This is a genomic window from Arcticibacterium sp. (assembly GCF_055134445.1).
The window spans coordinates 1-13234 of the sequence record NZ_JBSRVI010000055.1; the positions used below are offsets into that span (position 1 = coordinate 1).

Annotated in this window: 12 protein-coding genes; 4 read left to right on the forward strand and 8 right to left on the reverse strand. The window is 40.0% G+C overall.

Annotated features, from left to right (window positions below; translation table 11 throughout):
- On the reverse strand, positions 1–577 hold a 577-nt coding region (locus ACTBZY_RS07680; protein WP_463045744.1), incomplete at its 3' end, for an ion channel.
- Between the two features lie 159 nt (positions 578–736).
- On the opposite strand from ACTBZY_RS07680, the gene ACTBZY_RS07685 reads away from it, so the two are divergent.
- A complete protein-coding gene (locus tag ACTBZY_RS07685) occupies positions 737–1432 on the forward strand; it encodes an SDR family NAD(P)-dependent oxidoreductase (RefSeq protein ID WP_463045745.1) in 696 nt (231 codons plus the stop codon).
- 4 nt (positions 1433–1436) lie between these two features.
- Positions 1437–1613, forward strand: a complete 177-nt coding sequence (locus ACTBZY_RS07690) for a Lacal_2735 family protein (RefSeq protein WP_463045746.1) — start codon at positions 1437–1439, stop codon at positions 1611–1613.
- 50 nt (positions 1614–1663) lie between these two features.
- On the opposite strand, the gene ACTBZY_RS07695 is transcribed toward ACTBZY_RS07690, so the two are convergent.
- The 6 genes from ACTBZY_RS07695 to ACTBZY_RS07720 form a co-directional block, all read right to left on the reverse strand.
- Complete coding sequence (locus tag ACTBZY_RS07695; protein ID WP_463045747.1) at positions 1664–3955, reverse strand: GH92 family glycosyl hydrolase; 2292 nt, start codon at positions 3953–3955, stop codon at positions 1664–1666.
- A 261-nt stretch (positions 3956–4216) separates the two neighbouring features.
- Complete coding sequence (locus ACTBZY_RS07700; protein ID WP_463045748.1) at positions 4217–6247, reverse strand: 2,4-dienoyl-CoA reductase FMN-binding domain-containing protein; 2031 nt, start codon at positions 6245–6247, stop codon at positions 4217–4219.
- Positions 6248–6548: 301 nt separating this feature from the next.
- Positions 6549–7442: a sugar phosphate isomerase/epimerase family protein gene (locus tag ACTBZY_RS07705; RefSeq protein WP_463045749.1), complete on the reverse strand. Its 894-nt coding sequence runs from the start codon at positions 7440–7442 to the stop codon at positions 6549–6551.
- Between the two features lie 11 nt (positions 7443–7453).
- Positions 7454–8248 (reverse strand): SDR family NAD(P)-dependent oxidoreductase, encoded by a 795-nt coding sequence (locus ACTBZY_RS07710; protein ID WP_463045750.1) that lies wholly within the window; start codon positions 8246–8248, stop codon positions 7454–7456.
- Positions 8249–8252: 4 nt separating this feature from the next.
- A complete protein-coding gene (locus tag ACTBZY_RS07715; protein WP_463045751.1) occupies positions 8253–9278 on the reverse strand; it encodes a zinc-binding dehydrogenase in 1026 nt (341 codons plus the stop codon).
- Positions 9279–9314: 36 nt separating this feature from the next.
- Positions 9315–10007 carry an orotidine 5'-phosphate decarboxylase / HUMPS family protein gene (locus ACTBZY_RS07720; protein ID WP_463045752.1) on the reverse strand — a complete coding sequence of 231 codons (693 nt, stop codon included), beginning with the start codon at positions 10005–10007 and terminating at the stop codon, positions 9315–9317.
- Between the two features lie 124 nt (positions 10008–10131).
- Between ACTBZY_RS07720 and ACTBZY_RS07725 the strand changes: the two genes are divergently transcribed.
- The gene (locus ACTBZY_RS07725) at positions 10132–10341 is read left to right on the forward strand and encodes a hypothetical protein (RefSeq protein WP_463045753.1); all 210 of its coding nucleotides are present in this window, start codon (positions 10132–10134) and stop codon (positions 10339–10341) included.
- A gap of 110 nt (positions 10342–10451) precedes the next feature.
- Positions 10452–12065, forward strand: a complete 1614-nt coding sequence (locus ACTBZY_RS07730) for an FG-GAP repeat domain-containing protein (protein WP_463045754.1) — start codon at positions 10452–10454, stop codon at positions 12063–12065.
- A 25-nt stretch (positions 12066–12090) separates the two neighbouring features.
- On the opposite strand, the gene ACTBZY_RS07735 is transcribed toward ACTBZY_RS07730, so the two are convergent.
- Positions 12091–13161 carry a DUF6807 domain-containing protein gene (locus ACTBZY_RS07735; protein WP_463045755.1) on the reverse strand — a complete coding sequence of 357 codons (1071 nt, stop codon included), beginning with the start codon at positions 13159–13161 and terminating at the stop codon, positions 12091–12093.
- Between the last annotated feature and the right edge of the window lie 73 nt (positions 13162–13234).

Consider the following 13234-nt stretch of genomic DNA (forward strand, 5'->3'; position numbering starts at 1 on the left):
TGAGCTGGTTATGTTTTTCGTTGGCTACTCTAAACATTAACCCATTTATGTCTAAGTAGGGGCTTATAATAGCCTTGGAAGAGAACATAAGCTTAGGATTAGGTCTAGAAAATCTACCATAAAGCAAACCTGTCATGATGGAGAAGATAATCAAGCCAAACATGGCTTCTGCCGCCGCCACAGAACTTGTAAGATATCCGGCGGGACTAATTTTACCGTAACCCACGGTGGTTAAGGTTTGACTTGAAAAGAAAAATGCTTCCCAAAAATCTGATAAGCCATCTGATTCTGAAATTCCATGTAGTTTTTCTACACCAACAACATAATAAATGGCACCGAAAATAAGATTTACAAAGAGGTAAAAGAGAATAATCAATATGCCAAACTTTAACCAGTGCATTCTAATTAGCCTATGGTAAATATTACTTTTGGCTTCAAAAGACTGATTGAGTTTTCTGACATTGAACTGGCCATCAGGGTTTACCAGACGTGCATTTTCGCTGGTTACTTTAGTCCCAAAGCCTAGGTCTTCTCTGCTTTTTTCTTTCTCTACAAGTGATTCTTTAGAACGTCTCATAAACGCAAATTAATCATTGAAATGGAAGTATGTGTGCATCAACAAAACAAAAATGTGAAAATTTCCATTTAAGAAAAATAAAAATTTCATAAGAAAAAGTGCGTAATTAGTTTATTTTGTTTAATAAATTGTAAATTTGGTTAAACAAAGCAAATTTCAATGTCAAGTTTTCTTGTAATTGGTGGTTCTTCGGGTATTGGTCTAGCATTAGTTAAAAAACTAAGCCTAGAAGGTCATGATATTTACAGTACCTACAAAACCCATATTAAAGCGGATTTTGAAAATGTTCGTTATCAGAAATTAGATGTTTTAAAGGAGTCTTTACATCCAGATTTCTTACCCGAGCGTATTGATGGCTTCGTTTATTGCCCTGGCAGTATTAACCTTAAACCTTTCAGCCGCTTCAGTGCAAATGATTTTTTGGAAGACTATATGCTTCAAGTAGTTGGTGCCACAGAACTACTTAAATCGGTATTACCTCACCTGAAAAAGTCGGACAACGCGTCCGTTTTGTTTTTTTCCACCATTGCGGTTCAGCAAGGTTTTAGTTTTCATAGTCAGGTATCTGCCTCAAAAGGAGCTTTGGAAGGATTGACAAGAGCTTTGGCTGCGGAGTTAGCTCCTACTATTAGAGTAAATGCTATTGCTCCTTCGTTAACAGTAACACCATTGGCCGAGAAGCTAATTAATTCGGACGCTAAAAAGGAAGCTCAATCAGAGAAAAATCCCTTAAAGAGACTAGGTTCTGTGGATGATATAGCGGAAGCAGCAACTTTTTTATTAAGTGATAAATCTAGTTGGATTACGGGTCAAATTTTACACATAGACGGCGGCTTGTCTGCCATTAAATTTTAATATTATGATTACATTTTTTAAAAGAAAGACGGAATCGGATAAACTTTATGACAAGTATAAATCTCTTTTAGAAGAGGCACATTCCTTGTCTACCAGAAATCGTAGATTGAGTGATGGCAAGTTTTCTGAAGCGGAGGGTGTGTTACGTCGAATAGATGAATTGAGTGAATTGAAAAAGTAATACTGAACAGAAAATAAGCTGTTCAGTATTATTCATTTGTTTGGGAATGACTATTTGTGCTCTAATGAAAACGGTCTTGAAAGTTTGTCCACACCCCAGTCATAATTAGGTGTATCGCTCATTTCAAAATTTAATTCACCACCTTTCATAAGGTCAAAATGATTGAGGAAGTTTTTGTCTGTGGCCTTACCGTTAAAAGATAAACTCTTAATGTAAATTTTACCTTGGCTTGCTCCTTTAGCATTAATTCTGAGTTGCTTACCGTTATCTAAGCTGAGTGTTAGCTTGTCAAAACGTGGCCCAGAGATTACGTATTCTGGAACTGATGGACTTACGGGGTAAAAACCCATAGCCGCAAAAACGTACCATGCTGACATTTGTCCTGCGTCGTCATTTCCACTTAATCCACCTATTTCCGCACTGTATTCTTTTTTCATAATTTCTGATACTAGTTTTTGGGTTTTCCAAGGCTGTCCGGAGAAGTTGTACATGAAAGGAATCTGATGGCCGGGCTCATTACCATGCCAGTATTGACCTTTAGCATGAAAGCTATCCATATTACGGTTGAAGTCAGCCTCGCCACCCATTATTTTCATTAAGCCTGCTACATCATGAGGTACATACCAAGTGTATTGATAAGGCGTGCCTTCGGTGATATAGGGCATTCTGGTCAATTTATTATAGTTGCTGGTAAAAGTACCATCCGCAAATCTTCCCTTAACGGTTGAGTCCGAAGGGCTATATACGTTCACATAATTCAAAGCTCTTTTACGCAATATTTCGGCATTTTTAAGGTCTCCTTTTTTCTCCGCTATCTGGCTTAATGAGAAGTCGTCAAAAGCGTATTCTAAAGTTCTAGATACTTGCTCTCCTTTATGGAAAGAGTCCATGACTTTGTCTTCAAGAGGTATGTAGCCATATTTTAAGTACGATTCTAAAGCCCTTCTACCTTTGCCATTTTTGTATTCTTCTATTGTTGCTGGCGATTCAAAAGCATTTTTTAGCAAATAGCCATATTGCTTGTCGTTAAGACCAATAATGTCTTTCATGTAGGCATCCGCAATGGCCGTGATGGCGTGATCTCCTATCATAGCACTGGTGTAGCTATTCCAACATGGGAAAATTGGCAGCCAGTCGCCTTGTTCCGCCATCAAGAAGAGACTCTGCATCATGTCGGCATTGGCTTTAGGCTTTAATATGCCAAACAAAGGATGAGAAGCACGGTAGGTGTCCCACATGGAAAAATCGCTATAGTAATCGCTTTTACCACTATTAAGAATTTCCTTTCCGCCAGCAAAACTAGGGTAGGAGCCATCTATATCATTATAAGTTCTAGGTTGTAAAAAGCTATGGTAAAGTGCGGTATAAAACTTTACCTTATCATTTTTTACCGTAGTTTCAACCTCAATTTTGGACAACAATTTTTCCCAAGTATTTTTAAGCTCTGCTTTTACATCGTCAAAATCCAAGTTGGTGGTTTCTGCATCCAAGTTCTTTCTAGCCTGTGCTATACTCGTGAAGGAAGTACCAATTTTGACATAGACGACCTCGCCTTTTTGTGCTTTAAAAGAGACGTAGGCACCTATGTTTTTTTCATTGGCTATTTCTAATTGACCATCTAGATTCTCTGCACCTTTATAAACGCCTTCGGATTCAAAGTCTCGGCTTATTTGAGCCACAAAATATCCACTAAAACCTGCTGATTCCCCCGATCCTTGGTAAATTCGATGTACAGGATTGTAACCTACAATTTCGTTAGCTTCTTTATTGATTTTTATATAACCCATATCTTCATCAGAGTTTGGGTTGAGAACTAAATGTGCCTGGTCCGCTTTATTAAAGGTAAATTTGAAAAGCCCCGCTCTTTTGGTAGCCGTCATTTCAGCTTTTATACCGTATTCCTCTAAAACAACCTCATAAGCATGAGGACTAGCTTTTTCGGAAGCGTGTTTAAACGGTGTGGCTCTTTCTTCAGGTAAGCATTTTAGAGCTCCAGTCAGTGGCATTATGGTCATGCTCCCGTAGTCTTGAACACAAGAGCCACTTAACCAGTGGCTACCTCTAAATCCCTGAAAAAGTGAATCTGTATAATAATATGGAGCCAAACATTTTTTCTCGGTGTCTTTGGTTTGCGGTGTCCAATTGGTCATACCAAATGGTGTGGTGACGTAAGGAACTACCTGTGCATTGTTTTCTTTGTTTTCGCCATGTTCTAAAGCACTTTCTGTGGTGGCAGTTGCCGTTCCAATGAGTGGATTTACATATCTGACTAAATCAGTTGTTCTTTCTGAGGTTTTACAAGAGAGCATTGTTACCACTAAAAAGAGGCTAAGGTATTTCATGAAAATGTGATTCGGGTTATATTTAGAATTAGGGTTTGACTTTAAAATCATGACTACTTTTTTGGGCTATTGAAGTGGTTGCAAGATTTGATTCCAAAGTTATTTACAATAATGCTTTACTAATATTTATTTGACTTAAAAAAGATGAAAAAAATCATAATAAGTCGTATTGTGTGGATTTAAACCAATCAGAAAGGCGAAAAAAAACTCTATATTATTATATAGAGCCTTTCCAAAACAAACAATTTAACATAACAAGTCTTAAATCTTGGTAGCCAACTCGGCAGCTTCTTTGATGGCCAGTTTAGCGTCTAATTGTGCAGCAATATGTGCTCCACCTATCAAATGCACACTTTTATTAAGGGATTTTAGCTCGTCGAACATAGCTCTTAGCGGTTCTTGACCAGCACAAATCACCACGTTATCTACGGCTAATATCTGCTCTTTATCGTCTATTAAAATATGCAAGCCGGCGTCGTCTACCTTTAAGTATTGAGCTCCAGCTATCAAATTCACTTTTTTCAAGGCCAAACTAGACCTATGAATCCAACCGGTGGTTTTACCTAGGTCTTTACCGTGTTTTCCTGTAGAACGTTTCAATAAGAAAATCTCTCTAGGAGAGGGAAGTGGTTTGGCGGTTTCTGCCAAGGCCCCTGCATGAGTATAGTTCATATCTACGCCCCATTCTTGCATATAGTTAGCCACATTAAGGCTAATAGACTCGTGAGACATGTCGTGAGCCAGATACTCTGCCATGTCAAAACCTATACCACCTGCACCCAAAATAGCCACGCTTTTGCCTACAGCTTTTTTCCTATATAGTACATCGGCATAATCCATGACTTTTGGATGATCAACACCATCTATATTTATTTTTCGAGGTGTTACACCTGTGGCTAAAATGATTTCATCAAAATTACCTTCACTTAATAAGGCTACGGTGGCTTTTGTGTTCAGATTAACGGAAACACCATGTTTTTTTAGCATCACCTCAAAGTATCTGATAGTCTGGGCGTATTCTTCTTTTCCCGGAATTTCTTTAGCCATATTAAACTGACCGCCTATTTGAGGCTCAGCCTCGAATAAATGGACTTCATGGCCACGCTGAGCGGCAGTGTTAGAAAACTCTAAACCCGCGGGTCCAGCACCTACCACGGCTATTTTCTTTTTCAGTGTGGTGGGCAAATGGTTCAGTTCTGTTTCATGACAAGCTCTTGGGTTAACAATACAGGAGCAAATTTGCATGGTAAAAGTATGGTCTAAACAGGCCTGATTACAGGCGATACAGGTGTTTATTTCCTGAGAACGACCCTCTATGGCTTTTAGAACCAATTCTGGATCAGCCAAAAATGGGCGGGCCATGGATACCATATCCGCACAGCCATCTTCTAGTATTTTTTCTGCCACCTCTGGCATATTGATTCGGTTTGTGGCTATGAGGGGAATGTTTACTTCGCCCATCATTCTTTTGGTAACCCAGGCAAAACCACCTTTAGGAACGATGGTTCCGATGGTAGGTATGCGAGCCTCATGCCAGCCAATGCCCGTATTTATGATGGTGGCACCCGCCTTTTCTACTTCTTTGGCCAACTGAACCACCTCTTCCCAAGTGCTACCACCTTTTACCAAGTCTAGCATAGAAAGGCGATAAATGATAATGAAATTTTCGCCTACCGCTGCCCTGGTTCTTTTAATGATTTCCAAAGGAAACTGAATTCTGTTTTCGTATGATCCACCCCATTTATCGGTTCTTCTGTTTACTTTACTGACTATAAATTGATTTATCAGATAGCCTTCCGAACCCATGATTTCCACGCCGTCGTAGTTAGCGTATTGAGCCATTTTGGCACAATTAACGTAATCTTCTATGGTTTTCTCTACTTCTTCTCCTGTTAAACCCCTTGCTGGGAAAGGAGAAATTGGTGCTTTGGTATCACTGGCAGATACATTATTTTCTGTATAACCGTAACGGCCTACATGAAGTATCTGCATGCATATTTTACCACCTTCTTCATGCACTGCGGCGGTAACTATTTTATGCTCTTCCGCCTTTTCTTGAGTATCTAGGGGTTCCCCAAAAGGCAAAGCCATGCCCTCTTTGCTAGGGGCTATGCCTCCTGTTACAATTAAACCAACCTGGCCTTTTGCTCTTTCTCTATAAAATGCCGCTAATTTTTCATGCCCATCTGGTATATCTTCCAGCATGGTGTGCATGGAGCCCATTAAGACTCTGTTTTTCAGTGTTGTAAAGCCTAAATCTAAGGGTTCTAGGAGTTTAGGGTACTTTGTCATTTGTTGATGTTTGTTATAAGAATGCAAAATTTAGCAAGAAGATTTCACTCGGAGCGAATGAATCGTATGATTCTTTGATTTTTTATGAAGATTTTGGCTTCACGAGCCTCAGCCAGCAATGGAGAGACTGAGGTGGCAAGTCCAGACCCCTCAGCCAACAATCGGGAGCCTCAGCGATCAAATGGAGTGTATCAGCGAGCAATGGAGTAGTGCCTCAGCTATCCATCGAATGAGTCCGTCAACTGAGCGAGATGCTCGGTTGACGGAATGGCAGTATCTAAAGGAGGTCTAAGTATGTCATTTAAACAAAATCAGGCCAATACGATTTTATTTTCTTACGCAAGAAGCTAACGCTTCTGGCCAATTGGTCCATGCCATCTACACCGTCTTCGATGCTGATCCAACCATCAAAGCCTACACGTTTTAGTTCTGTAAAAATAGCATCGTAGTCATTGAGCCCTTTTCCTATTTCTCCATGTCTTAATCTTTTAGCGTAGCCCATAGCACCACCTTCTTCTTTTCTTAAATCTTCAATGGTACCTTCTATTAAGTAGCGGTCGCTAGCATGCATCGTTACCACACGGTCAGACACGCGATATAATAGCTCTAAAGGTTCTTCTCCAGCTAAAAAAGTATTACTTGGGTCATAATTGACCCCAAAGTTGGGATGCTTTATGCGGTCAACCAAGGCACAGAAAACGTCCATTTGTTGAGCAAATTCTGGATACTCCCAAAAGTCATCTTTATAGTGATTTTCCAAAATTAAGGTAATGCCATATTTCTCTGCCAATGGCAAACACGCCTCTATACATTCTGCTGCAAAGCCAATGCCCTCTTCCATGGAAAGTTCAGGTCTTCGCTGACCGGATAAAACACGGCAGTATTGACCACCCAATACATGGGTCATTTCTATCCAGCTTTTTTGTTTCGCTATTTCGTTCATCCGAAACGCTTTGTCTGGGTGTGTAAAGTCTGGCGAGCAGCAAAGCATGGGAATTACTTTGCCGTGGCTTTCCACCTGAGTTCTAAATTTTGGCCAATTGTTGGCATCCGCCATTTCTAGAAAACCTGCGTACCATTCTATGCCATCTATTTCTAGTTTGGCTGCTAACTCTATCCATTCAGATACCTTCATGGTACCATCTTTACATAGTTCTTGCATATAGGCTTTTGGGAATACGGCGAGTTTAGGCATATTAATTATTTTTATTGATGAGAGCCCTCCCAGCTTTTAGGGAGATTGCGACCTACTAAAGGGAATTGTTCTAAATCTAATACTTGAGCACTGACCGGACCACATTCGTCTGAAATTAAAAATGTGGCGGCGGCGGCTATTTCTTCCGGAGAAAAAAGGCGTTTCGCAGGGGCAAAAATGGATGGTATATCTTTATACCAATCATCTTTCATGCCTTCGGCACTTTTCTTATTTTGTTCATTTTCTGTTAGCACCCAACCAGGGTTAATTTGATTAACACGGACCCCATTTTCTCTAAAAAGGCTGTCGCCCAAATTTCTAGTCATGGTCATCAAAGCACCTTTTGAAATACTGTAGGCCAATAAATCAGGCTCGCCGCCCCAAGCATTGATGGAGCCTATGTTTAAAACGCAGCCTTTTGTCTTTTCAAGATAGGGCAGTGCCTCTCTAATAATGGCCAATGGAGCTACGGTATTGGTTTTAAGAATTTCAATGAGGAATTCAGAATCGGTGTTTTGTATGGTGGAAGACACAATTTGAGCGGCATTATTCACAATACAATCCAACTTTCCAAATTTTTGAATGACGCGTTCAATCAGCCGTTTAGGAGCTTCTTTTTTTGTGATGTCTATCGTTAGCATCGTGACGTTTTTTGCACCTAAAGTTTCCACTAGTTTAAGGCCGAGAGGTTCGTCTAAGCCATTCACTAAAACCTGAGCACCTTCTTTTACTGCTTTTTGGGCAATAGCCTTACCAATACCTGTGTAGCCACCAGTTATTAAAATTACTTTGTTTGCTAAACGCATAAATTTATTCTGGTTTTAAAACACTTTTGATAACGGCACCACTGTGCATTTTTTCAAAAGCTTCATGCCAATTAGAGGTAGTCCAAACGCCACCGATGATAGGTCTTACATCCAACTTTCCACTGGATAATAAAGCTAGAACCTTCTCCCAGATAGGCCAGTTATGACTGAAGCTACCTTGTAGTCTGACATTTTTTTGAACCAATTGGTCTATAGAAAAATTTAAAGGGGTTGGTCCCCAACCAACTTTGGTGATTTGCCCATTAGGGCGTATCCAATCCAGTGCAAGTTTGAGCGTGGCACTTGCTCCAGAGGCATCAATGACCACATCTGCTCCTAGTCCATCTGCCGAAAGTGCCCAAGGAAGAGCATCGCCCATGATGGTTTCAAAACCATATTGCTTGGCTATGGCCAACCTTTTAGCGTCGGAAGGTAAGCCTACGAGAGCTACGTCCGCACCACTTAAATGAGCCATTACCGCACATAGAATACCTATAGTACCAGGGCCGATAACGATTACACGGTCTCCAGGTCTTATGGTGGAGTTCATAATAACCGCATTATAAGCTACCGAACAAGGCTCCGTTAAACAAGCCTGTTCAAAAGGCAAATTGTCTGGAACCACGTGCAGACACCTGGCTGGAACCTTAACATATTTTGTCATGGCTCCATTTACGCCATAACCAAAACCTTTTCTGTCTGGGTCTAGATTATAAAGTCCTTGTCTGGAAAGGGGGCTAGCGGCATTGATGACGGCGGCTGTCTCACTCACCACACGTGCACCTTCTTGCCAGCCTTTGACATTTTTTCCTACTTCTATAATGTGTCCTCCGAATTCATGTCCTAATACCACGGGATAGTTAACATGCCAGCTATGGTCTGCCGTCCATTGATGTAAATCGCTACCGCAAACACCAACGTTTGCTACCTCTAGTAGTACGTCGTCTTCGCCAATGATAGGTTTAGGTACTTCTCTAATTTCAACACTTCCTTTTTTGGAAGAATAATTAACAACTGCAATAGCATTCATAGGATTCAATGGGCTTGTATTATATTTTAAAGTATTTTAAACGTTGCCGTAGGCATGTATTTTTTGGCATATGAGCCTTAAGGAGCTTTCTAAGTCTCCTTCGGCGGTTTTGAAGGAATCTGCATCAATGGTTAAGGGAGCACCCAAAACTACGAGCGGGGCACCATATTGTGGGCATAGAATGGCTTGTTCAAGTGAAAGACCACCAACGGCTTGAACTGGGACTTTAACGGCATTCACTACTTCTTTTAATTGGTCTAAAGGACTTGGCATTCTTAAACCATTGGCCGCAATACCTCTGCGTTCGTCATAACCAATGTGGTGAATCACAAAATCGCAGCCCAAATCTTCTAACCATTTGGCTCCTGCCACCATATCGGGGCAGCCAAGATTATCACCCATGACTTTTATGCCATAATCCTTTCCGGCCTGCACCACTACTTTAATGGTTTCTTCATGTGCTCTTGCCATCACCACCACATGAGTGGCTCCGGCCTTTGCCATCATTTCTGCTTCTAAATAGCCGCCGTCCATGGTTTTTAAGTCAGCCACGATAGGGACATTGGGAAAGGCTTCACGGAGTTTTCTTACACCGTGTAAACCTTCTGCTAAAATAAGGGGTGTACCAGCTTCTAGCCAATCTACACCGGCTCGCATGGCCATGGCAGCTGTTTCTAGGGCTTCGTCAATGTTTGTAAGATCTAAGGAGATTTGTACTATAGGTTTCATGGGCTAGGGCTGAATTTTTAATTGGGTTTGCTAAAATTAGTAATCTTTTCTAGAAATAATATCATTATTTGACGCAAAAACCTGCTGCTAGAAAGCTTAGGTTTTCTGAATTTTAGCCTTTGAGATGATTCTCAACATCTTAGCATTTAAAGTTGAGATGTTTAATTTTTGTGAATACCTATTTGTTGGCAGACTGGGCTTACAAAATTCTGAAATTGGAGATGGTTCTCAACTCGCAACAGATAAAGGAAATTCAGGTTCTTGTTGTGAATACCTGCCTGTCCTCCTATCGGCTGATAAATCGGCAGACAGGGCTTTTAAAATTCTAAATTAGAGATGATTTTCAACAGAACTAATATTTTGTTAATTCATTAATCAGTTGTGAATACCTTTCAAAATTCTAACTTTAGAGCTTATTCTTAACTAACTCGTTCAAACATTTTCATGTCAAAATTCATGAATAATCCGGCAGGAAATAAAATAGGTCGTAAAACAGGTTTTAAATGGCACTTAGTCCTAATCATTGCTTTTATGCCTTTGCTTTTTTCTTGCGTAAATGACGAAGATGACTCTGCAACTGAAATAGCCTCAACAGGTTTTTCTGGAAAGGAATTGGCAGAAATACACTGCAGCAGTTGCCATGCTTTTGTGCCTCCCAGCTTCTTGTCAAAAACTATTTGGATGGAAGATGTACTTCCTGCCATGGGGCATAGATTGGGCATTTACAATGGAACCAACCAGCCCGATAATATTTTTGGGCCACCGGAAAACAGAGCAATCATTGAAAAAGCACATGTTTTTCCTGAAAAAGCTGTCCTTGCTAAAGTAGATTGGGATAAAATTGTATCATATTACACAGAAAATGCACCACATGCTGATGAGACGCCGAGTCGCAATCATCCTATAAAAATTGGTCTAAAACATTTCAAGTACAAAGAAGCAAACTTTGCCAATCGCCCTGCTATTACTGTTCTAGTGAAAATATTACCGGAGCATCGAGGACTGGTTTTTGGCGACGGAAAAAACGGGAGAAACGTATTAACTTTTCTGGATACAAAATTAGCACACCAACGCACTATTTCCTTGGAGCATACCCCTGTTCATTACCGAGAAAAATCGGGAACAGCATATTTGTCTACCATAGGCAGAAACTTTTATCCCAACGATTTGAGTCATGGTGCCGTACAGAAAATTGATTTCAATAAAAACGACCATAGAACTGCACTAATTTCCAACTTACAACGTCCCGTTTCCATGGAATACGGTGACCTGAATAATGATGGTCTTGAGGATATTGTGGCCTGTGAATTTGGCGATTTAACAGGAAAACTTGTTTGGTATGAAAATAAAGGGAATGACACGTATAAAGCCAGAATTTTAAATGCTAGACCAGGTGCTATAAAAGCAATCATTAAAGATTCCAATGGAGATGGCTTGAACGATATATTTGCACTGATGGCCCAAGGAGATGAAGGTATTTTCTATTATGAAAACCAAGGCAATGGTAAGTTCAAGGAAAAAAGGCTGCTGTCATTTTCACCCTTATATGGCTCCCAATACATGGAGCTGGCAGATTTTAACAATGATGGTTATGATGATATCATGTATGTATGTGGAGATAATGCCGACAAAACGCCAATTCTAAAGGCATATCATGGTGTATATATTTTTCTAAATGATGGGAAATTCAATTTTGTTCAGAGCTATTTCTACCATCAAAATGGTGCTTATAAAGCCATACCTCGAGATTATGACCAAGACGGCGATCTAGATATAGCATCAATTTCTTATTTCCCAGATTATCTTGATAATCCTCAGGAAAGCTTTGTGTATTTAGAAAACAAAGGAAATTTAACGTTTAAGGCCTTTTCATTTCCCGAAGCATCTAAAGGAAGATGGATGGTTATGGATGCCGAAGACATGGATGGCGATGGTGATATTGACATAGTACTGGGTTCTAATGTTCAGTTTCTTGCCCAAGGCGATACCACTGGAATCAGTAAAAAATGGCTGACCGAAAGTCCGTCCGTCATAGTATTAGAAAACACCTTGAAGTGAAATGTGCTGCTTGAGGAAAGTTGTCTTAATCATGAATGAATTTTTGATATTCGGTTTCCAACTGTTCCCTACTATAATGACCATTCAATATTTCTATCCGATAGGTAAATGTAACTGAGGAATTCGGTTTGAGCGAAAAATTCATGGATGCCTCTTTACCGTCTGTAAATGCTTTTTGCCCAAAGGGATTAGCAGAAAATAAACCGTAACTACGGGCGTGCCAATAGGTAGGGTGCCCTACATTTTGTGGCTCATCCATAATGACAAGCGTAACATCTTCCTTATTGATGGTTCCAGAAAGTGCCATCCATTTGGCTCTTGTTCCCCACACATCGGTTCCTTCCATTCCCTCGCTACTCATATAATTTCCGCTCACACCAGTATTGTCTACCACCCTTACCGTAGTTTTATGGCCATTTTCGTCACTTAAGTTAACTGGGCTATCACTTGGGTGCTCCAGTTCCCTAGCTGTTCTTATGGCAAACATGCCCTCTTTGGTATCATTAAATGAAACTATCTCACTTTGAGCCTCTAAGGTGGTAATTCTATCAATAATCCTTTTGCCTTTCTCGGCATAGAAAACAAATTTGGTTTCTTCCTTCAATAGCACAGAACCATCTGGATTTAACCAATTGGCTCGCACTTCCATAGAAGCTTTTTTTTCTCCATTTTCTAAAGCGACTATTTTTTCATGCCTAATGGTACCTAGCTTTTCTTTTGGGGTTGTAATTTCATCGGAATTGCCCCAAAAATCAAGGCCGTTTACATCTCCAAAATTAAACCAAGCTCCAATATGATGTGGGTGATCAGTTCTTTCATTTGGGCGGGTATTCAGTGGGTATCCACGGGTAACGGTCTGGCCGTTTGCGGCAATAATTGGATAAAGGGCAGTTTTTTTAAGCACCGAAATTTCATCAGAATATAAATAGGAGGTAAACAGATCTTTATCAATCAAAACATCTACCTTTTTTTCGGTTTTGTTATTAACCAAGGTTATATGATTTTCTAAACCTTCTGTATTCGGTACATTCTTTTTATTGACTTTACAACCACTCCCGATTACTAGGAGTATTAAAATTGAGAATATTAGCTTCATAGGGTCATGATTTATAAGGGTTGGTTATATATAATGGCTATAAAAAATGCTGGCTTTCCGGAGTGTCAATAAA

What these genes read in the sequence shown, in the direction of transcription:
- ACTBZY_RS07685 (WP_463045745.1), top strand. Translation starts at nt 737, where the DNA reads ATGTCAAGTTTTCTTGTAATTGGTGGTTCTTCGGGTATTGGTCTAGCA.
- ACTBZY_RS07690 (WP_463045746.1), top strand. Translation starts at nt 1,437, where the DNA reads ATGATTACATTTTTTAAAAGAAAGACGGAATCGGATAAACTTTATGAC.
- ACTBZY_RS07695 (WP_463045747.1), bottom strand. Translation starts at nt 3,955, where the DNA reads ATGAAATACCTTAGCCTCTTTTTAGTGGTAACAATGCTCTCTTGTAAA.
- ACTBZY_RS07700 (WP_463045748.1), bottom strand. Translation starts at nt 6,247, where the DNA reads ATGACAAAGTACCCTAAACTCCTAGAACCCTTAGATTTAGGCTTTACA.
- ACTBZY_RS07705 (WP_463045749.1), bottom strand. Translation starts at nt 7,442, where the DNA reads ATGCCTAAACTCGCCGTATTCCCAAAAGCCTATATGCAAGAACTATGT.
- ACTBZY_RS07710 (WP_463045750.1), bottom strand. Translation starts at nt 8,248, where the DNA reads ATGCGTTTAGCAAACAAAGTAATTTTAATAACTGGTGGCTACACAGGT.
- ACTBZY_RS07715 (WP_463045751.1), bottom strand. Translation starts at nt 9,278, where the DNA reads ATGAATGCTATTGCAGTTGTTAATTATTCTTCCAAAAAAGGAAGTGTT.
- ACTBZY_RS07720 (WP_463045752.1), bottom strand. Translation starts at nt 10,007, where the DNA reads ATGAAACCTATAGTACAAATCTCCTTAGATCTTACAAACATTGACGAA.
- ACTBZY_RS07725 (WP_463045753.1), top strand. Translation starts at nt 10,132, where the DNA reads ATGATTCTCAACATCTTAGCATTTAAAGTTGAGATGTTTAATTTTTGT.
- ACTBZY_RS07730 (WP_463045754.1), top strand. Translation starts at nt 10,452, where the DNA reads ATGTCAAAATTCATGAATAATCCGGCAGGAAATAAAATAGGTCGTAAA.
- ACTBZY_RS07735 (WP_463045755.1), bottom strand. Translation starts at nt 13,161, where the DNA reads ATGAAGCTAATATTCTCAATTTTAATACTCCTAGTAATCGGGAGTGGT.